The organism is Mesorhizobium sp. P3_A10, from assembly GCF_056403175.1.
The window spans coordinates 95469-116219 of the sequence record NZ_JBFUFZ010000002.1; the positions used below are offsets into that span (position 1 = coordinate 95469).

The window sequence follows — 20751 nt, forward strand, 5'->3', positions numbered from 1 at the left end:
CTTTCGATGTGACGCCGCCCTGCAAAAGTGTTGACACCGGGGGATCTGGTCATGACCGACAATAAGCCGACCGTAGACGTTACCAAGGATTGGCAAGCATCGCAGGGCCAGAAGTCCGGCGCCTCGCGCCTCCGCCTCTTCGCCGTGCTGGCGTGGATTGTTGCCATTGGCGGCGAGATCGCCGGGATTGTCTTGCTCCGCCAGCACAAATTCGACCACGGAAACCTGCCGCTGCTGATCGGCATTCTGGTCGGGATCGCGATTTTCGCCATCGCCGGCAATCTGCTGTGGAAGGCGGCCAACCGGCAGGACCCTGCCCGCGCCTCCGAGACGTTCAAGTTCTTCGTCCAGAACCAGCTCGGCGCGATCATCACGCTGATTGCCTTCCTGCCGCTGGTTATCCTGATCTTCACCGACAAGAACATGGACCCGAACACCAAGAAGGTTGCCGGCGGCGTCGGCGCCGTGCTGGCCGTGCTGGCGACGGTGATCGGGGTCAGCTTCCAGCCGCCATCGGTCGAGCAGTATACCCAGGACATGAACGCGTGCGCGTCCCAGATCAAGGCGGGGCAGCCGACCACGGCCTGTTCGCCCGAGGTCGCCGCCCAGGCACAGGCGATCGCCACCGACTCCACCACGGTGGCTGCGGCGACGAAGGACGCGGCACACCCCAATGGCCAGGATATCGTCTACTGGATCGCGCCGGAAAACGGCGCCGCGAAGTCCGAGACCGAGCATGTCTTCCACCTCTGCGCGGCCGTCAGCCCGCTGAAGGACAAGACCGTGAACAGCGGCTCGGTGACGGAGGCCTACGCACAGAACGCCATCCGCATTACCAAGCAGATCGAGATGGAACAGAAGCAGTGCGGGTTCACGACGGCGGCGGCACCCGCGGCAGCGGCACCCGCGCCGGCGCCGGCGCCATAAATCCGATTGCGTTCTGGCGCGCCCGGCCGGGCGCGCCTGCAGCATGGCGGCAAAGGCGGTCTGGGCTTTGCCCGCTCACCGCAGGGGCGGAGGAACCCGCCTATAGCTTTCTGAAAAAGCCGGACAGAATGTTCGGACCCCCCTCGCCCGGCCGCAACCTGATCCCGTCCTCGAATCCATTCAGCGTCACGCACTCAAAGCCGTGATGCGCGAGCAGCGCCACCAGCGATTGACGGTCGAAATGGTGCAGGTGCTCGTTGGGCAGACGCATGCGCCATGTCCGGAACCACGCGTCGCCATCGGCGCCGAGCTCACGCCAGCGGCAATGGGGAACGGCGATGGCCAGATGGCGGGCCTGAAGGCGGGCGAGGAAACCCAGGTCAGGGATGTGCTCGAGCACGTCGAACATGGCGACGAGATCCCACGAGCCGGCGAGCGCCTCGTCCCAATCGACAAAGCGCACACCCTCGGGCAGCGGAAACCTGGTGATGTCGCAGCCGGCGCAATCGGCAACCCCGGTAATCCTGGCGGCTTCAACGAAGGTGCCGGTGCCATAGCCAATCTCCAGCACCGACCGCGGTATCTCGCCGGTGATCCCCAGCACCCAGCCAAGCCGCTGATAGCCGAGCTTGATGGTCCGGTCGCTCAAATCCTCGTAGTAGGAAATGTACTGCTTGTCGTAGGTGATCGGCGTGGCGTCGATCTGGTGGATCACGCCGAAGCGGTCGAGTTCGTAATTGTCCAACATTGGCGTGCGCCCCCGGGATTTTGGATCCTTACATGGCGGAGCTAAACGCGAGGTAAGCGGCTGTGGCGCACGCCGCCGTCCGTATCTCGCCGACACCGCCCTGCGGTGGACTTCCGTCAATCCTAGTCGAATGGCCGCATTGCCAACCCTGCCGTAGTCGAAAGTCCGACCCGCTGCCCCCCGCAGACCTTGACGAAAATTGGTGCGCCTGTTTGAGACATGGGGCAAATGGGGCATTTGCTCCGTGGGGGAGATGAGCAAGCGGTGGGCAAACAGTGAAGCGCGTTTTTCGATGGCTTGCCGCTGTCATCATGGCGTCCGGCGTGACCGGTTGCACAAGCATTTCCTACTACGCGCAGTCGCTGGAGGGTCATGTGCAGATCATGGCCGCGCGCAGGAATGTCGGGAAACTCATCCATGATCCTTCGACGCCCAAGGCATTGCGCGCCAAGCTGACGTCGGCGAGCGCCATACGTCGCTTTGCCACGGATGAACTGGCACTGCCCGACAACAGCAGCTACCGCAGCTATGTCGACATCCATCGGGACGCCGTCACCTGGGCCGTTTTTGCCGCGCCGCAATTCTCGCTGGCGCCGGTAACATGGTGCTTTCCGGTGTTCGGCTGCGTTCCATACCGGGGTTATTTTTCCCCGAAATCCGCGACTGAGAGCGCTGCCAAATTGCATCGGCAGGGGCTGGATGTCTACGTCTCGGGCGTCACCGCCTATTCCACGCTGGGCTGGTCCAGCGACCCGCTGCTCAGCACCATGCTTCGCCAGGACGACACGTATCTCGCAAGCCTTATCTTCCATGAACTGGCGCATCAGAAAATCTATGTGAACGGCGATTCCGCGTTCAACGAGGCTTTCGCGGTTTCGGTCGAAACCAGCGGCGTCAGGAAGTGGCTGCGCGCCACTGGCAATCGCGCCGGTTTGCGCCGCTACGAAACGAACCGCAGGCGCAGCGCCGATTTTCTCGACCTGATTGCGAAAACCCGGGACGAGTTAGGGCAGGTCTATAAAAGTTCCCGTACCCCGGAGCAGATGGCGGCCGCCAAGGCAGCCACGATCGACAGGCTGCGGATGCGCTACCGGCAGATGCGCGACAAAAGCTGGGCCGGATACCGGGGATACGACGCCTGGTTCGGTAGCCCCATCAACAACGCAAAGCTCGCCGCGACTGCTGTCTATGGTGAGCAGGTCCCGGCCTTCCTTCGCTTGTTCGACCTGTGTTCCGGCGACTATCCAAGGTTTTACGCTTCCGTTCGACGGATCGCGGATTTGCCCGAACCTTCCCGTGCCGAAGCACTTAAGGCTGCCGATACCTGTGGTTGACTTCACGCACGGGGGCCCGGTTGCCGGTTGAGTATCTAATCTCTGTAGCGCAACTCCTGGCAGAGGTCATATCCGGTAGATGGCTCGCACCAATCTTCGAGCGCTGACCAGCTTACCGCGCCGTTCAATATGGGGTCGCAATTCCCGTATGACACGGGGCTTCTCACAGCGGTTCTTGCTCTATGCTATCATGCCCCAATGGACTCCGAGACGTTCGGCCCGTTCGCCTTCAACCGCGGCAAGGGAACGCTGGCGCGGGAGGGTAAGTATATCCCGCTGGGAAGCCGCAGCACGGCGCTTCTGATTGCGCTGCTCGATGCTCATGGCTCGGTCGTTTCCAAGGGCGAACTGATGGAGCGTGTCTGGCCGGGAGCGACCGTCGAGGAAGGCAACCTTACTGTGCAGGTGGCGGCCCTCCGCAAGGTGCTCGGGCAGCGCGCCGACAACAGCGACTGGATCGCCACCGTTGCAAGGATCGGTTACCGGCTTTGGGCCGAGGACGCCGTAGCGCCGCGGGAAGCGTCGTCGCCGCTTCCCTCGCTGGCGGTGTTGCCGTTTCACAACCTCAGCGGCGAGCACGCCCAGGACTATTTCGCCGACGGGATCGTTGACGACCTCATCACCGCCCTGAGCCGGTTCAAGACCTTTGCCGTGATCTCGCGCAACTCGTCATTCGTCTACAAGGGGCGGGCGGTGGACGTTCGCGAGATCGGCCGCGAGCTCGGCGTCCGCTACCTTCTCGAAGGCAGCATACGGCGGTCGGGCAACCGGTTGCGGGTCACGGCCCAACTGGTGGACGCGGCGACCGCGGCGCACCTTTGGGCACAGAATTACGACGGTGCCCTCGAGGATGTCTTCGACATGCAGGATCGCATCACCGAGAGCGTCGTCTCGATCGTCGAGCCGATGGTCAAGCGCGCCGAGATCGAACGCACCCGTTTGAAGCCGCCGACCAGTCTCGATGCCTACGACCTTTACCTTGAGGCCATGGCGTTGGTCCTGAAGACGGAGCCCGGCGCCACACTGCGCGCCATAGAGCTGATCGAACGTTCGCTGGCACTCGACCCCAACTTCCCGCCCGCGATCGCCATTGCAACGATCGCCTACACCTCGCTCTACGACCGGCAAATGCCGGGGGCGACCGAGGAAACGCGGCGCAAGGGTCTCGACTATGCCCGAGTTGCGCTGGCCGTCGCCGGCAGCGACGCCCATATCCGCGTAACCGGCGGAATATCGGTCATCATGCTCGGGGGCGAATATGAGTCCGGGCTGGCCGCGATTCGCCAGGCGACTGTCGAGAATCCCAACAGCGTCCACGTTCTTGGCTATGCCGGGGTGGGGGCGCTGTGGGCCGGCAAGGTCGAGGAGGCGGAAGGGTATCTCCTGCGGGCGATACGGCTCAATCCCAACGACTTGGTCAGCCACTGGTCGCTGACGCGATTGGCCCATATCCGTATCCTTCAGGGCCGTTTCGAGGAGGCGCTCGACTGGGCGAGCCGGGCGTATGCCGTGTCGCCCAGCAACGCGATCACCCATTCCATGCTGGTGGCCGCCAACGCGTTCCTCGGGAGGCTCGATGAAGCCGCCCGCTGGGCCGAAGCGCTACGCAAGGTGTCACCCGAGACCACCTTCGCGAACATCCGCCGCGGCCATCAGATGATGCGGGACCAGCGCCAGGTCGAGGTGGTGATCGAAGGGTTGCGATTGGCGGGGATGCTTGAGGACGAGGCCCGCTAGAGCCTGTTCCATCCCGATGGAATCGGAATGGGGCTCTATCTTTTTGTTTAAGCATGATCTCTGGACAAAACGGTTCCCGTTTTTGTCCGAGAAAACCGGGTCCCACTTTTCGGGATCATGCTCTAGCGGCTGCACGGCTTCAAGACAGGCGCCCAGCCCTGATTTGGACCGCCTAGGATCATTTAGGAACATTTTGGACCCAAGACCACGACCTGCCGTGGCCATGCGCCCAATCTCCTCCTCAACGCCCAAAGGGCAAACAGGAGGAGAAGCAAATGTCGGTTCAACTGTTTGGAGCAGACATAGCCCCGGCGTCGAACGCCGGGCAGCGGGGGCTCGCAGCGATCGCCAAGACGGTCTCCGTTGTCGTGGATGTCGTGCACAGGATCGCCGGTGAGGTCGTCTACATGCTCCGCGAAGATTTCCGTCACGGCCAGATATCGCGCGACCCGAAAGACTGGGAGCGCTGAGGCGCCACGACGAGAAGAGCTAGCCGCATTGGCGTTCCGCTTTTGTGGCAAAATACTCCGAGCGGCCGAGATGCGGCGCAGTGCCGACGTCCAGATGGCGAACCGCCGGACCGGCCCGGGAACTCCCCGCGCGCGGCTCTACTCGCCCGAAAAGCTCACGCTCACGCCGCGCTGCCGGAAATACGCCTGCATCAGCTTGCGGCCCTGGCGGTTGTTCTGGACCAGTTTGGTCGGATCGAACACAGCCTGCTTTATGCCTTCCCGTGCCAGCGCCGCCTTGAGTGTCGCGATATGGGCGTCGATGTCGGCATTGTCCGCCCGCAGCGAGGCATAGATGTTTTCGATAGCCTGGGCCAAGGTCGGTTCGCTCACTTGTGTCGTCCTTTGGTTGATCGAGCGGCGGCTTAACACAGATTCGCTGATACGCGATACCGATGCGACCGTCAGTGGGCAGCGTCGAAGCTGGCATTCTTCGGCAGGGCCAGCCTTCCCCAAAACAACAAGGCCCCCTTCCTTGCCGTATCAACCTCAATGGCGGGCTCCAATCGCCCCCCCTCACTTCCCCACCAGCTGCCTGGCATTCTCCGCCGTGACTTAACAAGCAGCAGAAAAAAGCCAAAAATTGATCATCGAAGCGCTTGCGCAAGCGCTTCGATTGGATTAATTCAATCTCCGTGACGAATTTGGTGCCGCAGAGCAGCGCCACCAAATTCGCCTTCGGAGGGTCAGCAACAGTCACTGTCGACACACGTCGCGCTCGCGCTTCGTGGCGGCCTGGTGCTGCCTGTCATTGTCGGATTGAACCGGGAGGAAGTGATGAACATCAAGCAGAATGGACTGTCTCGCCGCACCTTCATGAAGGCTTCCGCGGCACTTGGCGCGACCGCCGTGGCGGCGGTGTCTGGGGTAAAGGTGGCGCGGGCCGCGCCAGCCGAACTCAGATATTTCTACCGGGCGCCCTGGCCGTCTTCGGAGGTCTACGCCAATTGGCTAATCGACGAGTGGAACAAGAAGAACGGGGATCGGGTCCATGTCACCGGCGCCAGTGTCGACGGCGAAACCTACAAGACCAAGCAGACCATCGAGCTGTCCTCGAGCAATCCGCCGGACCTTTTCTATTCCTGGGAAGGCGGGCGCGGCAAGGAAATCGTCGACAACGGATTCTCCGCCGATCTGACGCCCTATTACGAGAAATATGGCTGGGACAAGAAACTGAACCCGGCCGGCGTGACGCTGTCAGTCTACAACGGCAAGAAGCATTTCGTGCCGACGGAAATGTGCGCCTCGGTGGTCTGGTACCGCAAGGACATCTACGAGAAGCTTGGCCTCAAGGTTCCGACCACATGGGACGAGCTCATGGCCAACGCGCAGAAGGGCAAGGAAGCCGGCCTCGCCGCTTTCATGCTGGCCAACCAGAAGAAATGGCCCTCGCAGTTCATGTGGTCGGCAATCCTGGTCAACAAGCACGGCCTGGACGTCTATGACGGGCTGATCAACGGCACCATTCCGTGGACCGACCCACGCGCCGTCGATGTCACCGCAATGATGCAGAAGCTGGCCCAGGACGGCATGTTCGAGCCGTCGTTCAACTCGATCGATCTCGGACCGGCCATGGTGCCGTGGACGCAAGGCCACGGCCTGCACTGGTATCAGGGCTCGTTCAATCTCGGCCGCTTCCGCGGCGACCAGCCGCAGTGCTGCGTCGTGCCCATGGACTTCTTCCCGATGCCGGCCTTCCCGGGCAAGAAGCCGATCATGTCGGTCTTCGCCGAAGACACGATCATGATCCATGCGAACAGCCCGAACAAGGATGCCGCGGCCGAGTTCCTCGACTGGATGGTGTCCGACGAAGCGATGAGCAAGAAGCTCGAGATCGACAAGCCGTTCCCGTCGAACGTCAATTCCAACCTGTCGCGGCTGAGCGAGATGGAGCAGCGCCTTGGCAAGGCAATGGCGGAGTCCGGCTCGTTCACCTTCATGCATGTCGACCATGCCACGCCGCCGGCGATCTCGGACAAGTTCCTCGACGGCGTCCAGGGCGTTCTGGCCGGCGCCATGTCGCCTGAAGACGCGATGAAGCTGACCGAGGACGAGGCGGCGCGCGTCAAAAAGTCCTAGGCGATGACCGAGCGGGAGGGGCGCAGCGCCCTTCTCCCGCGTCCTCCCCGGCGGCGGTGCACTTCGGCGCACCGCCGCTTGGCGGGAGCCGCTTGCTGGTGAGCCCGATGCCGGCGCAGACAGCCATTTTCCCAATCAATCGAAAGGCGCGTACCCATGGCCAGCAGCGCAAGGCGCTTCGATGATGGCACCTTCGTCGGCTTCGCCCGCCAGCATGTGTTCGTAACCGTGTTCGGCGTCGCAGTGCCGTTGCTGGTGTTCGCCTGCTTCATCGGCTACCCGATCCTCTATACGATCTACCTCAGTTTCTTCGAATGGAACGGCATGGCGCCGCAGAAGAAATTCGTCGGCTTCGCCAACTACGCCTACCTCTTCCACGACAATTATTTCTACATAGCGCTGGTCAACAACGCCAAGTGGCTGGTCGTTTCGCTGGTCTTTCCGGTCTCGCTCGGTTTCCTGATCGCCTATGTGATGAAGGCGCGCCTGGTGTTTGCGCCATCGCTGTTGCGCACGATCGTCTTCTTTCCGGTGACGATGTCGCTGATCGCGGTCGGCCTGATGTTCCTGCTCATCCTCAATCCGGTGTTCGGCGCCTTCGACACCTTGCTGCGATCGGTCGGCCTCGGCTTCCTGGTGCATGAATGGTTCGGCGACTACCGCATTGCGCTCTACACGCTGGCGGTCATTTCCGGCTGGGCCTTCACCGGCATGCCGATGATCTTCTATTTTGCCGGCCTCGGCGACGTTCCCAAGGAAACCTTCGATGCCGCGCGCATCGAGGGTGCCGGACATTGGCGCATGATCCGCAGCGTCGCCCTGCCCCAGTTGCGCCCGGTCACCGCGATCATCGTCATGTTGACGCTGTTCGAATCGCTGCGCGCCTTCGACCTGATCGCCGTGCTGACCAAGGGAGCGCCTTTCGGCATGACCAACGTGCTTGGCTATCTCGTCTACATGGAGAGCTTCTGGAATTCCCGCTTCGGCTACGGCGCGGCGCTCAGCGTCGTCATCCTGGTGATCGCCGGATCGCTGGCGGCTGTCCTGCTCGGCAAGGTCCTGAAGGGTGCTTTCGATGTCTGACACGACCATGAACGCAACGGGCCAAAGCCGCCTCCTGGCGGTTCTGCCCAAACTCGCCGCAACCGTCCTCATGCTGGTGCTGGCGGCGGTCTGGCTCGGACCGTTGCTTTTGATCGTCATGACGTCGATCAAGTCGAACGCCGAATTCCTGGCGGGGCCTTTCGCCTTGCCGAAATCGCCAACCATCCAGCCCTACATCGACGTCTGGTTCGGGCTTGGGTTCGGGACGCTTTTGAGAAACAGCCTGATCTATGCGACGGCCGGTTCGGCGCTCGCGGTGACGCTGGCGCTGGTCCCTGCCTTTGCGCTCAGCCGCATGAACGTTCCTGGGCGCAAATGGATCTTCGGCCTTTTGCTGACCGGTCTCATGCTGCCGCAGCAGACGGTGCTGATCCCGCTCTATGACACGCTGCGCACATTCCACCTGCTGGATACCAAGATTGGCCTGATCATCGTTCACGGCGTCTATGGAATGCCCTTGCAGGTGCTGATCCTGCGCGGCTTCATGACGACAATTCCGCCGGAAATCGAAAAGGCCGCCTATGTCGAGGGCGCGACCGACTTCCAGGTTTTCTGGAAGGTGATCCTGCCGCTGTCGGTTCCCGGCATTCTCGTCGGCTACACGCTGAACTTCATCGCCATCTGGAAGGAATTCGTGTTCGGGCTGGTGTTCCTCAACAGCGAGGACAATTTTCCGGTGACGGTCGGCATGCTGAAACTGAACAGCGACCGCTACCTCGCCGTCTTCAACCTGCCGGCCGCGGGTCTCGTCATCTCGCAATTGCCGATCGTCCTGCTGTTCATCCTCACCTACCGGCAGATCTCGGGCGGCAATCTCTCGGGCGCGGTGAAGGGCTGATGTCGGTGGCCTCTTTGCAACAAGGAATTTGTAATGGCTGAAGTGTCCCTGAAGGACGTCGAGAAGCGCTATGCGATGGTACCGGTTTTGTCCGGGCTGAACCTGGACATAGAAGACGGCGAATTCACCGTGCTGGTGGGCCCGTCGGGCTGCGGCAAGACGACGACGCTGAACATGATCGCCGGGCTGGAATCGATTACGGGCGGCACGCTGCGCATCGGCGCGCGCGACGTGACCACGCTGCCGCCGAAGGACCGCGACATCGCCATGGTGTTCCAGTCCTATGCGCTGTTTCCGCACATGACGGTTCGCGACAACATCGCCTTCGGCATGAAGATCCGCAAAACCCCGAAAGCCGATATCGAAGCACAGATACGGGAAGTCTCGCAGCGGCTGCATATCGATGACCTGCTTGACAGGTTGCCCAAAGCGCTGTCCGGCGGCCAGCGACAGCGCGTCGCGCTTGGCCGCGCGCTGGTTCGCCGCCCGGGCGTCTTCCTGATGGACGAACCGCTGTCCAACCTCGACGCGAAGATGCGCATCGAGGCGCGCAGTTTCCTGACCAAGATGCATCAGGAGATCGGGACCACGACCGTCTATGTCACGCATGATCAGGCGGAGGCCATGACCATGGGCAGCAAGATTGTTGTCATGAATGGCGGCAAGATCCAGCAGGCGGCAGCACCCCTCGAAGTCTACAATCGGCCAGCCAACCAGTTTGTCGCCGGCTTCATCGGATCGCCCGCCATGAACTTTCTGCGCCTGGCTTACGACGGCAACGCCCTCTCGGACCAGGCCTGCGGGCTGCGGATCTTGGTTCCGGAGTGCCGGCGCGCGGCACTCGCCGGCCGGGTGGGAAAGGTGGTTACGCTGGGCGTGCGCCCAGAGCATTTCAGAATCCTGCAGCCCGGCGCAGGCGTCGATTCGATCGCGTTCAATGTCGATGTGGTCCAGCATCTCGGCCACGAAATTCTTCTCGACCTCAGCATCGGCGATCACCGGTGCATCGCGCGGCTGCCGCCCAGCGACCGTTCCAAGCTTGGGGAAAGCAGGCTGTTTTCCATCGACATGGACCATGTCCACTACTTCAACGGCGACAGCGGCGAAAACCTCATTGATTATGCCCTGCAACAATGAATAGTCGGCGACGGATCGGCGACTGGGGACCATTCTCCGGCAGGCGGGTGCCGCATCGAGGGTAAAGGGATGGCGAGAGCGACTGCAACGATCAGCGACGTCGCCCGCCGCGCCGGAGTATCCACCTCCACCGTGTCGCATGTCATCAACGGCACGCGCCTCGTCAGCCCGGAGAAAACCGCTCTCGTCAACGAAGCGATCGCCGCGACGGGATATCAGCCGAACGCGCTGGCACGGTCGCTGGCGCGCAAGGTCAGCAACTATGTCGGCATCGCCGTGTCGGCGATTACCAATCCCTATTTCAGCGACATCATCTGCGCCATCGAGAACGAGTGCGCCCGCCTCGGCCTGCTGGTCTTCCTCGCCGACACGCGCGACGAGCCTGGCCATGAACTGGCCGTCGTTCAGGCGCTGCAGGAGCGAAGGGTCGACGGCATCATCCTGGCCCCCTGTGGCGACCCTGAAAACGCGACCGTCCGCTACCTGGAAAGGAGCGGCATCCCGACCGTTCTCGTCGACCGGTTCACGGCGTCGGCCTTCGATCATGTCGGAGTCGAGAACAAGCAGTCCGTCGCCAATCTGGTTTCGCACCTTGCCGGGTTCGGCCACAGGCGGATCGGCATGATTGGCGGCCATGCGGGCTTCAGCACCACGACGGAGCGCATCGAAGGCTACAGGCTTGGCCTGAAGCGCCACGGGATCGCCTTCGATCCGGAGTTGGTACAGTCATCAAACCAGACCTTTGAAGCTGCCCAAAACTCGACCACGGCGCTACTGAACCTGACAAAACGGCCAACCGCTATCATTGCCGGAAACAACCAGACGACGATCGGCGCCGTGGCCGCCATCCGCAATGCGGGCCTCAGAATACCGCTGGATATTTCGCTTGCAGGCTTCGACGACTTCGAGTGGGCGAACTACTTCGAGCCACGGCTGACCCTGTTGGCGCAACCCTGCGACGACATTGGCCGCAAGGCCGCGCAGATGCTTGTCGAGCGGATCGGCGGTTTGCACGCCGCGCCACGTACCGTCAGGTTGAAATCGACCCTTGTCACCCGGAACTCCTGCGCGGCTCCAGCGATTTTCTGAGCCGCCTGACGGGATCGCGCCGAGACGCGAGCCGAGCTGATTTGCGCCAAGCGCAATTTCGATCAAACTAACCTCGCCAGGAAACGGCAACATCATCAGGCCTATGCGAGGAGACCCATGAACCCAACCGAGAAGGCCCTGTGGTTTGTCGAGAGCCACCTGCCGGAAGCGATCTCGCTCGACGATGTCGCGCAAAGCAGCGGCGTGTCGCGCTTCCAGGTGACGCGGGCCTTCGGCGCCGCCACCGGCCGTTCGGTGATGGGCTACATGCGCGCGCGCCGGTTGAGCGAGGCGGCGCGCAAGCTGGCCGGCGGCGCACCCGACATCCTCTCGGTCGCGCTCGATGCCGGCTATGCTTCGCATGAGGCTTTCACCCGCGCCTTCCGCGACCAGTTCGGCACCACACCGGAGCTGGTGCGCGCGCAGGGCACGCTCAAAAACCTGGATATCGTGGAGCCGATCCTGATGGACCAGTCCTTGCTCGCCAACCTGGAGCCACCGCGTTTCGAGACCAGCCGGCCGTTTCTGATTGCCGGGCTCGGTGAACGCTACAGTTGCGAAACCAGTGCCGGCATCCCGATGCTTTGGCAGCGGTTTGGTCCCTATATCGGCAACATCCCGGGCGAGATCGGCGACGTCGCCTATGGCGTCTGCGTCAATGGCGACGATGCCGGCAATTTCGACTACATCGCCGGCGTCGAAGTGTCGGACTTTTCCGACCTGCCGAATGAGTTCTTTCGCGTGCGCGTGCCGGCGCAGAAATACGCCGTGTTTTCGCATCGCGAGCACATCTCGACCATCCGCCGCACGGTCAACACGATCTGGAACAAATGGCTGCCGGCCTCCGGCCACGAGATATCGGATGCGCCGGAGTTCGAGCGCTACGGCCCTGAATTCGATCCACGCAGCGGCAATGGCGGGCTGGAGATCTGGATCCCGGTGAAGAGCTAGAGTTCCAGATTCCAGTTCTGGCCGACCAGGTCCTTGCCGAAGGAATGGTGGCGCTCCTCTTCGACAAGCTTGAATCCCGCAGTCTCGTAGATATGGCGCGCCGCGGTGAGAATGTCGTTGGTCCACAGGGTCAGCGTCTTGTAGCCCCTGGCGCGGGCGAAGCCGATGCATTCCTCGACCAGCCGCTTGCCGATGCCCAGCCCACGCGCCGAAGGCTCGACATAGAGCAGGCGCAGCTTTGCCACCTCGTCGGACTTGCGCACGAGAAAGACCGAGCCGACGACCTCGCCTTGCCGCTCGGCGATCCAGCTGCGCTCCCATTTCGGGTCGAAGGACTTAATGAAGGCGCCGAGGATCTCGGCAACCAGCGCCTCGTAGGTCTCGTCCCAGCCATAGTCCTGGGCGTAGAGCATGCCTTGGCGACGGACGATCCAACCGATGTCGCCGACCTGCAAAGGTCGCAGCGTATAGGGGACTTTGGGCTCGGCGCCCTCGCCCAGCAGACGCTGCACGGTCTGCATGGCCTTGACCAACCGGTCCTGATCCAGAGCAGGAAGCCGATCGAGCAAGGCCGCGACCTGGTCGTGCGAATCCTGGTTCAGCGGTGCGAAGGCCTGCCGCCCGGACGGCGTCAGCGTGATCGAAGACTGCCGTGCATCCGACACCAGCGTCGAGCGCGCGACGAGCCGAAGACGCTCGAACTTCTTCAGCAGCCGGCTGACATAGCCTGGATCGAGGCCGAGATCGCGCGTCAGATCAGTGGCGGTCAGGCCATCACGATGTGCCAATTCGTAGAGCACCCGCGCCTCGGTCAGTGAGAAGGCGCTTTTCAGCAGCCCTTCGTCGAGCAGCCCGATCTGGCGGGTGTAGAAACGGTTGAAGGCCCGCACCGCGTCGATGCGCTCCTTGCCGAGGTGGTGGTGAATCGTCATGGCGCGTTCTCCAGTCGAGGAGAGGATCGGGCATTTAGTTGACGGAGTCAAGTAAATGCCCAATCCTGCGCGCGCGCCTCACCCCATTGGCAGCGCCGGCCAGCGATCGACGATCTTGCCGCCGGAGAGCACCGCGATCGATCCGAACTGCTGCAGCACCGCCTCGCTCTGCGTCGGGCGCAGGTAAGCGTAGTCGCCGGATCTGGCCGTCGCGTCGCCGGGCAGACCCATGAATTGCTGGTTGGAGGACAGGCCGAGCAGGTTGTTGGTCTGCATGCCCTCCGGAAATACCGGTTCGGCCATCCATTTGCCGCCATAGAGATAGCAGCCCTTGCGCGGAAACCGGCCGAGCGCCTGCAACAGGCGGGAAACGGCCGGCGGACCCGGCAGCATCGGCTCGACCACTTTCAGGATCGGCGTGGCGATGAAGGCAGCGGCCTGAAAACCATCGAGGCCAAGCGTGTCGAAATCGCTGGGCAGCACGAAGGCCGACCCCATCGACACTTCATTGGCCACCCCGCCGTGGTGAAGCAGCGCGGTCTTGCTGCCGCCGATGTTGAGAGTGCGGCGCTGGTCCTCGCCGAGGCAGGCAACAAACGAAGCTGCCAGCACCGACGCCTTCGCCAACGCTTTTACCGGCCCGCCGAACAGGCCGGGAATGTGCGGCGCATGCGCCTCGTAGGCCATGACGCCTTCGCAGCGCAGCCGGGCCGAGAGCAACTTCAAAGCCTGCGACAAGGCCTCCGGGCTGGCAAAGCCGCCGCGATGCAGCCCGACATCGATCTCGAAAGCGATGCGCAGCACGGTGCCGAGTTCGGCTGCAAGCGCTCCGTACTCCGCCAGCCGCTCCGGCGTATCGATCAGCCAGCAGACGCGCGACCAGTCGGCGTCGCCTTTCGAAAGCACAGCCTTCGCCGCGCCGACCGGCATCGGCTTGCCGTACAACAGGTCGGCATCGGGAAACGCCTTCAGCACCGCTGCCGTGATCGGCGGATGGAAGGTCATGAAGCGGCTCGTACCGAGCGCCTTGCCGATATGCGAAAGCAGCGGCAGGCAAGCCAGCGACTTGTCGACCAACCGCACGGCAAGACTGGGCGCCAGTCGTTCCCGGACCAGCGCAATGTTGTTGTCCAGGCGGTCGCGGTCCAGTACGAGCGCGGGCTGGAAGATGCCCGCAGCCTTCAGCGCGTCCGACAGGATGGCGAAATAGGCGCTCATGGTTCGATGCCGAACAGGCCGGCCATGTAGGGTGAAACAAAACGGTTTTCGGGATCGATGTCGCGGCGCACCGCCATGGCGTCGTCCCAGCGCGGATAGAGCTTTCTCAGCTCCGCCGCTTTCAGGCTGTGCATCTTACCCCAGTGCGGCCTGCCGCCATATCTGAGGAAGATCGGCTCGGCCGCGCGCATGAAAGGCTGCGGGTCGCTCGCCGCATCATGGTGGATGGCGATCGAGCAGGTCTGCCGATGATAGAATGGCGAGAGCCAGAATTCGTCGGGCGCGACCGTGCGCACCTCCATCGGGAAATACACCTGGGGAAAGCGCTTCTCCGTCAGTTCGATGATCTCGGCCAGCGCCTTCGGCCCCTCCTCGAATGGCAGGTGATATTCCATCTCGTTGAACTTCGTCTGCCGGTCGCTGGCGTAGACGTTGAGCCAGTCCTGCACGTAGTCCTCTGGAGGCAGTTTGGCGATGGCGCCCAGGATCAGCCGGCGGCGCAGCGACGGCAGCCAGGCCAGCGCGGTGCGCAACCGGCGCAGCGTCCTTAAGCCAGCCTCGTCCTCTTCCGCCGGCCGCTGTGTCGGTGCTGCGTCGCTAAGGTCGCTGGCGATGAACTGCGCGTAGCCGGAAAACGGGATGTAGTAGAACTCGGCCGAACGATGCGCGGCCATCATCGTCTCGAAATCGCACAGCATGTCGGCGATCGGCAGCACCCATTTGCGGCGGCGCAGCCGGTAGGTCGCAATGTTGTTCAGCGTCACTTCGGTCAGCACGCCGAAGGCGCCAAGCGCGACGCCGATGGCATGAATGGTTTCCTGATCGCTCGACCGGCTGACGTTGCGGACCTTGCCAAGCCCGTCGACGATCTGCACCGTCTGCAATTGCGTGTGATAGGCGCCGAGCGTCGGTCCTGAGCCATGGGTGGCAGTGCCGAGCGCGCCGCCGATGGCTTGCCGGTCGATGTCGCCCATGTTGGGCAGGCCCTGGCCAATGCCTTGCAGGATGTGCATCAGCGCGCCGAGCCGCGTCCCTGCCCTCACCTGCGCCTGATTTCGCTGGACGTCGTGCGACACCAGCCCCTCGAGTTTTTCCAGCGACAGGATCGTGCCTTGCGAGGCCGCCAGCGGCGTGAAGGAATGGCCGGCGCCGACAACCCGCACCGGGCCGGGCGCGGTACGCACCAGATCGCCAAGCTCGCCAGCGTCGGCGGGACTGGCGATCAGTTTTGGTTCAGCACGGACAAAACCGGACCAGTTGCTCCAGCTGTTCGGCATGCCGCCTCCTAGGCAATTGCGCGGCGACGCCGCACCACGAGGACGAACAGGCCGAGCAACACGACGCTGGCGGCGGCGCTGGCGGCGGCGAATTCCGGCACCGGCCTAAAATCCTTGCCGTCAATCAGCAGTGACGCCGCAATCGGCCCGATCGCCAGGCCAAAGAGCTGGGCTGCCGGCACCAGCAGCACAGCGGTGCGCGTCTCGTCGGCGGTGATCGCCAGCCGGATCTGATAGGGCACGATGAACAGGAGGATGAAGCCCATGGCCAACGCAGCGGCCCAGAACACTGTCAGGCCCGGGCCGCTGGCGAGAACCGCGGAGCTGGCAACAGCGATCACGCCGATCGCCGCGATGGCGAGGCGGTAGTCGATGCGCGCTTCGAAGCCAGTCGCTGTCATCGCGCCCAGAATCTGCACCGCGAGGCTGGCCGAGACGATGAGGCCGACGGTACGTCCATCAATGCCGTATTGCGCGCCAAGCGGTTCGAGAAAGGCCCATATCGCACCGAAGAACATGAAGTAGCAGAAGACCGACAACAGCGCGGTGAGCGAGGGGACGGTCAGCACATTGGCCAGATTCTCGTCCTTGGGCAGCTCGGCATAGTCATCAGGCACAATGAAGGCGACCGCCAGCGAGGCGACGCAAACGACGGCAAGGACGATGAAGCCACCGACCGACCCGGCGGCCGGGATGACATAGAGCGCCAGCAAGAGGGCAAGCGCGCATTGCGCCAGGGTCTGCATGGTGACGAAATAGCCGCCGATGCGCTCGGCCCGACGCGAACGGGCGATCAGTTCGGTGGCGACCGCCACAAGGCCCCCTTCGGCCAGCCCGGCGACGGCGCGCACTGATATCAGCAAGCCGGCGCTGACCGCATAGGCCGTCCACAAATTCGCCAGCGCCAGCAGGATCAAAAGGGCAGCACTTTTCCAGCGCATATTGTGCGCCGAGAGCAACATCGCCACGACAGCCGAACCGATGGCAATCGCGATCATCTCGGCCGTGGCGACCAGAGCCAGTTCGTCGCCGCTGACATGCCCCTCGGTGTAGAGCGCGCCGAGCAGCACCGGTTGTAGCCCGAGGATGAGCAGGCCGACCGAACCGATCCACAACGCCGAGGCAAGTTGGCCGCCGGTCGGGTTGCCGACCAGCCAATCGGCATTGTGCTCAGCCTTTGCTAACGTCACAGGCTCCTCCCCAGCGTCCTTGCCGTGCTTCAAAAAATCTGACAACCTGTCAGCATTCCTCAAAGCTGATACTTGATCATATTTTTTGTCAAGCATGAATTTGGGTCTGCCGCGGGAGATCTGGCGCATGAAAGAAGCAAGCCGGACAGTGACCGAGCCGAGGCGCATGCCGAAGCAGGAGCGCAGCCGCGACCGCATCGACGCCATCCTGGCAACGACCATGCGGCTGATCGGCGAAAAGGGCATCGACGCCGTCACCATGAAGGAAGTCGGCATGCTGGCGGGCGGGCCGATCGCCACCGTCTATCACTACTTCCCCAACAAGTCGGCGATCCTGGCGATGCTCTATGAGCGGTTCTCTGAAGTCAGCCGCGCGCGCTTCGGCGCGATCATCGCCGAGATTGCCGGGCGAGACGATGTGACCGCAGCAGCGGACCGCCTGCTCGACGACTACTATCGCCGCGTCGCCGAAGACCCCGCCATCCAAGATTTGCAGAATGCAATCCAGGCCGACAAAGCGCTGCAACATCTCGACATCGCCGAGACAAGGCTGCAGGCGAAACTGTTCTGCGACCGGGTGGGCCCTCTGCTGCAGCCGGAGAAGCGCGAACAGTTCGCCCGTGTGGTTTTCCTGTTCTTTCAGCTTGCCGGCGGCGTCGTGCGTCTGGCACTGACCCAGGACGAAAAGGAAGGCCGCCGGACCCTCGAGGATTACCGCTCGATCATCCACACCCAGCTGCGGCTGTTTCTTTAGCCAGCGGAAGAACGCGAAATTTCCCGCGCCTCGAAAGCGGCGCGCGCCTTGACTCTCGCCGGCCGCGCGCCTATTTCACCGGCACGTTAGCACTCGCCTTTGGTGAGTGCTAACTCATACGTCCGGCGCCGCCGGATGGAGGAACTGCTCTCACCGTTCTCATTCGAGGAAGAAAAAATGGCAAAGTCGAAGTTCCGCCCGCTTCATGACCGCGTGGTCGTTCGCCGGGTCGAATCCGAATCCAAGACCGCCGGCGGGATCATCATCCCGGATACGGCGAAGGAAAAGCCGCAGGAAGGCGAGATCATCGCCGTTGGTTCCGGCGCCCGCGACGAAGCCGGCAAGCTGGTCCCGCTGGACGTCAAGGCTGGCGACCGCATCCTGTTCGGCAAGTGGTCGGGCACCGAAGTCAAGCTCAATGGCGAAGACCTTCTGATCATGAAGGAATCCGACATCATGGGCATCATCGGCTGATTATCGGCCTCACCGTCAACTGAATTTTCGGGCTTGATCCCAAGCCCCTGCCAGGAGCTAAAACATGGCTGCCAAAGACGTAAAATTCTCCCGCGACGCCCGTGAGCGCATGCTGCGCGGCGTCAACATCCTCGCCGACGCGGTGAAGGTCACGCTCGGCCCCAAGGGCCGCAACGTCGTCATCGACAAGTCGTTCGGCGCCCCGCGCATCACCAAGGACGGCGTCACCGTCGCCAAGGAAATCGAGCTTGAAGACAAGTTCGAAAACATGGGCGCGCAGATGGTCCGCGAAGTTGCTTCGAAGACCAACGACATCGCCGGCGACGGCACCACGACCGCGACCGTTCTGGCGCAGTCGATCGTCCAGGAAGGCCACAAGGCGGTTGCCGCCGGCATGAACCCGATGGACTTGAAGCGCGGCATCGACCTCGCCGTTGCCGACGTCGTCGCGACGCTGATCAAGAACGCCAAGAAGATCAAGACCTCGGAAGAGGTTGCCCAGGTCGGCACCATCGCCGGCAATGGCGACTCCTCGGTTGGCTCGATGATCGCGGAAGCGATGCAGAAGGTCGGCAATGAAGGCGTCATCACCGTCGAGGAAGCCAAGACCGCCGAGACCGAACTCGAAGTCGTCGAAGGCATGCAGTTCGACCGCGGCTACCTCTCGCCCTACTTCGTCACCAACGCCGACAAGATGGTTGCGGATCTGGAAGACGCCTACATTCTCCTCCACGAGAAGAAGCTCTCCAACCTGCAGGCCATGCTGCCGATCCTCGAGGCTGTCGTGCAGACCTCGAAGCCGCTGGTCATCATCTCGGAAGACGTCGAAGGCGAGGCCCTGGCCACGCTCGTCGTCAACAAGCTGCGTGGCGGCCTGAAGATCGCTGCCGTCAAGGCGCCGGGCTTCGGTGATCGCCGCAAGGCCATGCTGGAAGACATCGCCATCCTCACCGGTGGCCAGGTCATCTCGGAAGACCTCGGCATCAAGCTCGAGAACGTCGGCCTCAACATGCTCGGCCGCGCCAAGAAGGTGTCGATCTCCAAGGAGAACACCACCATCGTCGACGGCGCCGGCAAGAAGGCCGAGATCCAGGGCCGCGTTGCCCAGATCAAGCAGCAGATCGAGGAGACCACCTCGGACTACGACAAGGAGAAGCTGCAGGAACGTCTGGCGAAGCTCGCCGGCGGCGTTGCGGTGATCCGCGTCGGCGGTGCGACCGAGATCGAAGTCAAGGAAAAGAAGGACCGCGTCGATGACGCCCTCAACGCGACCCGTGCGGCCGTCGAAGAAGGCATCGTTCCCGGCGGCGGCGTCGCCCTGCTGCGCGCTTCGCTGACCATCAAGGCAACCGGCGCAAACTCCGACCAGACCGCCGGCATCAACATCGTGCGTCGCGCTCTGCAGGCTCCGGCCCGCCAGATCGCTGCCAACGCCGGTGCGGAAGCTTCGATCGTTGCCGGCAAGATCCTTGAGAACAAGGGCGCGACCTTCGGCTACAACGCCCAGACCGGCGAATATGGCGACATGATCGCCATGGGTATCGTCGATCCGGTCAAGGTCGTTCGCACAGCTCTCCAGGACGCGGCCTCGGTCGCCGGCCTGCTCGTCACCACCGAAGCCATGATCGCCGAAGCTCCGAAGAAGGAAGCGGCTGGCGGCGGTATGCCTGGCGGCATGGGCGGCGGCGGCATGGGTGGCATGGGCGGTATGGATTTCTAATCCACGCATCCATCAGCCTTCAAATACGGAAAGGGCGCCGAAAGGCGCCCTTTTTGTTTGTGTGAGCTGTGAGGTTCAGACGGCGGCATTCGCGTGTCGCCGTGTTTCTCGCCCGGCCAGCACTGCGGTTTCGATCAATGCTGCGACCTCATCGGCTACCGCCTGCAGCGGGGAGCGGTCGCGGGTGGCGCGGGCGATCACCATCAGACCTTCCAGCGATGATTCGACGAGCAACGCCAAAGCATGCGCGCGGCGCTCCGGCACCCCTGCCCTGACAAAGGCTTGTTGCAGCAGGCCTATCCATTGCACAAAGGCCGAGCGGCATAATTCGGCGAGCTCCGGCACATCGGTCGGAGAGTCCAGCACCACAGGTGCGATCGGGCAGCCGAGCGAAAACTGATTGTCCTCCAGCATGCGCCCGACCGCCTGGTAGATGTGGTGCACGGCGACCGCCGGGTCGGCTTCTGCGGCCAGCGCCTCACCCAGCCTTTGCGTCACCCCGGCGACGCTGTCGCGCGTCACCTCGATGACCAGCTGATCCTTGCCGCCGGGAAAATGGAAATAGAGCGAGCCTCGCGGGGCACCGCTGGCACTCAAAATGTCGTTGAGCGAGGTGCCGTGATAGCCGCGCTGCCTGAGCAGCAGCGCCGTCGTCTCGAGTATGCGGGTGCGGGTGTCGTTCGCCATGTCAACCTCTGTCAGCACTAAGCATTATAGGCCTTGCATCGAATAT

The 20751-nt window shown here is 62.8% G+C and carries 20 protein-coding genes; 13 read left to right on the forward strand and 7 right to left on the reverse strand.

What is annotated here, in order from left to right:
* Window positions 1–51: 51 nt before the first annotated feature.
* Window positions 52–927 carry a hypothetical protein gene (locus AC1DXU_RS07120; RefSeq protein ID WP_477366272.1) on the forward strand — a complete coding sequence of 292 codons (876 nt, stop codon included), beginning with the start codon at window positions 52–54 and terminating at the stop codon, window positions 925–927.
* 100 nt (window positions 928–1027) lie between these two features.
* On the opposite strand, the gene AC1DXU_RS07125 is transcribed toward AC1DXU_RS07120, so the two are convergent.
* A complete protein-coding gene (locus tag AC1DXU_RS07125; RefSeq protein WP_477366274.1) occupies window positions 1028–1912 on the reverse strand; it encodes a class I SAM-dependent methyltransferase in 885 nt (294 codons plus the stop codon).
* 74 nt (window positions 1913–1986) lie between these two features.
* Here AC1DXU_RS07125 and AC1DXU_RS07130 point away from each other — a divergent pair, with 74 nt between their 5' ends.
* From AC1DXU_RS07130 to AC1DXU_RS07140, 3 genes are all read left to right on the forward strand, one after another.
* Complete coding sequence (locus AC1DXU_RS07130; protein WP_477368872.1) at window positions 1987–3009, forward strand: aminopeptidase; 1023 nt, start codon at window positions 1987–1989, stop codon at window positions 3007–3009.
* Between the two features lie 198 nt (window positions 3010–3207).
* The gene (locus AC1DXU_RS07135) at window positions 3208–4746 is read left to right on the forward strand and encodes a winged helix-turn-helix domain-containing protein (protein WP_477366277.1); all 1539 of its coding nucleotides are present in this window, start codon (window positions 3208–3210) and stop codon (window positions 4744–4746) included.
* 275 nt (window positions 4747–5021) lie between these two features.
* A complete protein-coding gene (locus tag AC1DXU_RS07140; RefSeq protein WP_477366280.1) occupies window positions 5022–5216 on the forward strand; it encodes a hypothetical protein in 195 nt (64 codons plus the stop codon).
* 138 nt (window positions 5217–5354) lie between these two features.
* Here the strand turns inward: AC1DXU_RS07140 and AC1DXU_RS07145 are convergent, their stop codons facing one another.
* Window positions 5355–5588, reverse strand: coding sequence for a hypothetical protein (locus tag AC1DXU_RS07145; protein ID WP_477366283.1), 234 nt, complete (start codon window positions 5586–5588; stop codon window positions 5355–5357).
* A gap of 444 nt (window positions 5589–6032) precedes the next feature.
* Here AC1DXU_RS07145 and AC1DXU_RS07150 point away from each other — a divergent pair, with 444 nt between their 5' ends.
* The 6 genes from AC1DXU_RS07150 (at window position 6033) to AC1DXU_RS07175 (ending at window position 12453) form a co-directional block, all read left to right on the forward strand.
* On the forward strand, window positions 6033–7334 hold the full coding sequence (locus AC1DXU_RS07150) for an ABC transporter substrate-binding protein (RefSeq protein WP_477366286.1): 1302 nt from the start codon (window positions 6033–6035) through the stop codon (window positions 7332–7334).
* A 156-nt stretch (window positions 7335–7490) separates the two neighbouring features.
* Complete coding sequence (locus AC1DXU_RS07155) at window positions 7491–8417, forward strand: carbohydrate ABC transporter permease (RefSeq protein WP_477242629.1); 927 nt, start codon at window positions 7491–7493, stop codon at window positions 8415–8417.
* Window positions 8410–9276 carry a carbohydrate ABC transporter permease gene (locus AC1DXU_RS07160; protein WP_477366289.1) on the forward strand — a complete coding sequence of 289 codons (867 nt, stop codon included), beginning with the start codon at window positions 8410–8412 and terminating at the stop codon, window positions 9274–9276. Before AC1DXU_RS07155 ends, AC1DXU_RS07160 begins: the two co-directional genes overlap by 8 nt.
* Window positions 9277–9309: 33 nt before the next feature.
* Window positions 9310–10413 carry an ABC transporter ATP-binding protein gene (locus AC1DXU_RS07165; RefSeq protein ID WP_477366292.1) on the forward strand — a complete coding sequence of 368 codons (1104 nt, stop codon included), beginning with the start codon at window positions 9310–9312 and terminating at the stop codon, window positions 10411–10413.
* A gap of 69 nt (window positions 10414–10482) precedes the next feature.
* Window positions 10483–11502 (forward strand): LacI family DNA-binding transcriptional regulator, encoded by a 1020-nt coding sequence (locus AC1DXU_RS07170; protein WP_477366295.1) that lies wholly within the window; start codon window positions 10483–10485, stop codon window positions 11500–11502.
* Between the two features lie 117 nt (window positions 11503–11619).
* Window positions 11620–12453 (forward strand): AraC family transcriptional regulator, encoded by an 834-nt coding sequence (locus AC1DXU_RS07175; protein WP_477366298.1) that lies wholly within the window; start codon window positions 11620–11622, stop codon window positions 12451–12453.
* Here the strand turns inward: AC1DXU_RS07175 and AC1DXU_RS07180 are convergent.
* The 4 genes from AC1DXU_RS07180 to AC1DXU_RS07195 form a co-directional block, all read right to left on the reverse strand.
* Window positions 12450–13385 (reverse strand): bifunctional helix-turn-helix transcriptional regulator/GNAT family N-acetyltransferase, encoded by a 936-nt coding sequence (locus AC1DXU_RS07180; protein WP_477366301.1) that lies wholly within the window; start codon window positions 13383–13385, stop codon window positions 12450–12452. The two genes, AC1DXU_RS07175 and AC1DXU_RS07180, sit on opposite strands and share 4 nt — an antisense overlap.
* A 78-nt stretch (window positions 13386–13463) precedes the next feature.
* Complete coding sequence (locus AC1DXU_RS07185) at window positions 13464–14603, reverse strand: DSD1 family PLP-dependent enzyme (protein ID WP_477366304.1); 1140 nt, start codon at window positions 14601–14603, stop codon at window positions 13464–13466.
* Complete coding sequence (locus tag AC1DXU_RS07190; RefSeq protein ID WP_477366307.1) at window positions 14600–15880, reverse strand: D-arabinono-1,4-lactone oxidase; 1281 nt, start codon at window positions 15878–15880, stop codon at window positions 14600–14602. The genes AC1DXU_RS07185 and AC1DXU_RS07190 overlap by 4 nt, the downstream gene beginning before the upstream one ends.
* Window positions 15881–15888: 8 nt before the next feature.
* Window positions 15889–17070 (reverse strand): MFS transporter, encoded by a 1182-nt coding sequence (locus AC1DXU_RS07195; protein WP_477366310.1) that lies wholly within the window; start codon window positions 17068–17070, stop codon window positions 15889–15891.
* Between the two features lie 127 nt (window positions 17071–17197).
* On the opposite strand from AC1DXU_RS07195, the gene AC1DXU_RS07200 reads away from it, so the two are divergent.
* The 3 genes from AC1DXU_RS07200 (at window position 17198) to groL (ending at window position 20018) form a co-directional block, all read left to right on the forward strand.
* Window positions 17198–17824 (forward strand): TetR/AcrR family transcriptional regulator, encoded by a 627-nt coding sequence (locus AC1DXU_RS07200; RefSeq protein WP_477366313.1) that lies wholly within the window; start codon window positions 17198–17200, stop codon window positions 17822–17824.
* 177 nt (window positions 17825–18001) lie between these two features.
* Window positions 18002–18298 carry a co-chaperone GroES gene (gene groES / locus AC1DXU_RS07205; protein WP_006203049.1) on the forward strand — a complete coding sequence of 99 codons (297 nt, stop codon included), beginning with the start codon at window positions 18002–18004 and terminating at the stop codon, window positions 18296–18298.
* Window positions 18299–18362: 64 nt separating this feature from the next.
* The gene (gene groL, locus AC1DXU_RS07210; protein WP_477273667.1) at window positions 18363–20018 is read left to right on the forward strand and encodes a chaperonin GroEL; all 1656 of its coding nucleotides are present in this window, start codon (window positions 18363–18365) and stop codon (window positions 20016–20018) included.
* A 75-nt stretch (window positions 20019–20093) separates the two neighbouring features.
* Here groL and AC1DXU_RS07215 read toward each other — a convergent pair whose 3' ends face one another.
* Window positions 20094–20705, reverse strand: a complete 612-nt coding sequence (locus AC1DXU_RS07215) for a TetR/AcrR family transcriptional regulator (RefSeq protein ID WP_477317082.1) — start codon at window positions 20703–20705, stop codon at window positions 20094–20096.
* Window positions 20706–20751 lie beyond the last annotated feature (46 nt).

Bases quoted from the DNA above. Each gene is read 5' to 3' on its own strand.
- AC1DXU_RS07120 (WP_477366272.1), top strand. From the start codon at position 52: ATGACCGACAATAAGCCGACCGTAGACGTTACCAAGGATTGGCAAGCA.
- AC1DXU_RS07125 (WP_477366274.1), bottom strand. From the start codon at position 1,912: ATGCCCCATTTGCCCCATGTCTCAAACAGGCGCACCAATTTTCGTCAA.
- AC1DXU_RS07130 (WP_477368872.1), top strand. From the start codon at position 1,987: ATGGCGTCCGGCGTGACCGGTTGCACAAGCATTTCCTACTACGCGCAG.
- AC1DXU_RS07135 (WP_477366277.1), top strand. From the start codon at position 3,208: ATGGACTCCGAGACGTTCGGCCCGTTCGCCTTCAACCGCGGCAAGGGA.
- AC1DXU_RS07140 (WP_477366280.1), top strand. From the start codon at position 5,022: ATGTCGGTTCAACTGTTTGGAGCAGACATAGCCCCGGCGTCGAACGCC.
- AC1DXU_RS07150 (WP_477366286.1), top strand. From the start codon at position 6,033: ATGAACATCAAGCAGAATGGACTGTCTCGCCGCACCTTCATGAAGGCT.
- AC1DXU_RS07155 (WP_477242629.1), top strand. From the start codon at position 7,491: ATGGCCAGCAGCGCAAGGCGCTTCGATGATGGCACCTTCGTCGGCTTC.
- AC1DXU_RS07160 (WP_477366289.1), top strand. From the start codon at position 8,410: ATGTCTGACACGACCATGAACGCAACGGGCCAAAGCCGCCTCCTGGCG.
- AC1DXU_RS07165 (WP_477366292.1), top strand. From the start codon at position 9,310: ATGGCTGAAGTGTCCCTGAAGGACGTCGAGAAGCGCTATGCGATGGTA.
- AC1DXU_RS07170 (WP_477366295.1), top strand. From the start codon at position 10,483: ATGGCGAGAGCGACTGCAACGATCAGCGACGTCGCCCGCCGCGCCGGA.
- AC1DXU_RS07175 (WP_477366298.1), top strand. From the start codon at position 11,620: ATGAACCCAACCGAGAAGGCCCTGTGGTTTGTCGAGAGCCACCTGCCG.
- AC1DXU_RS07180 (WP_477366301.1), bottom strand. From the start codon at position 13,385: ATGACGATTCACCACCACCTCGGCAAGGAGCGCATCGACGCGGTGCGG.
- AC1DXU_RS07185 (WP_477366304.1), bottom strand. From the start codon at position 14,603: ATGAGCGCCTATTTCGCCATCCTGTCGGACGCGCTGAAGGCTGCGGGC.
- AC1DXU_RS07190 (WP_477366307.1), bottom strand. From the start codon at position 15,880: ATGCCGAACAGCTGGAGCAACTGGTCCGGTTTTGTCCGTGCTGAACCA.
- AC1DXU_RS07200 (WP_477366313.1), top strand. From the start codon at position 17,198: ATGAAAGAAGCAAGCCGGACAGTGACCGAGCCGAGGCGCATGCCGAAG.
- groES (WP_006203049.1), top strand. From the start codon at position 18,002: ATGGCAAAGTCGAAGTTCCGCCCGCTTCATGACCGCGTGGTCGTTCGC.
- groL (WP_477273667.1), top strand. From the start codon at position 18,363: ATGGCTGCCAAAGACGTAAAATTCTCCCGCGACGCCCGTGAGCGCATG.
- AC1DXU_RS07215 (WP_477317082.1), bottom strand. From the start codon at position 20,705: ATGGCGAACGACACCCGCACCCGCATACTCGAGACGACGGCGCTGCTG.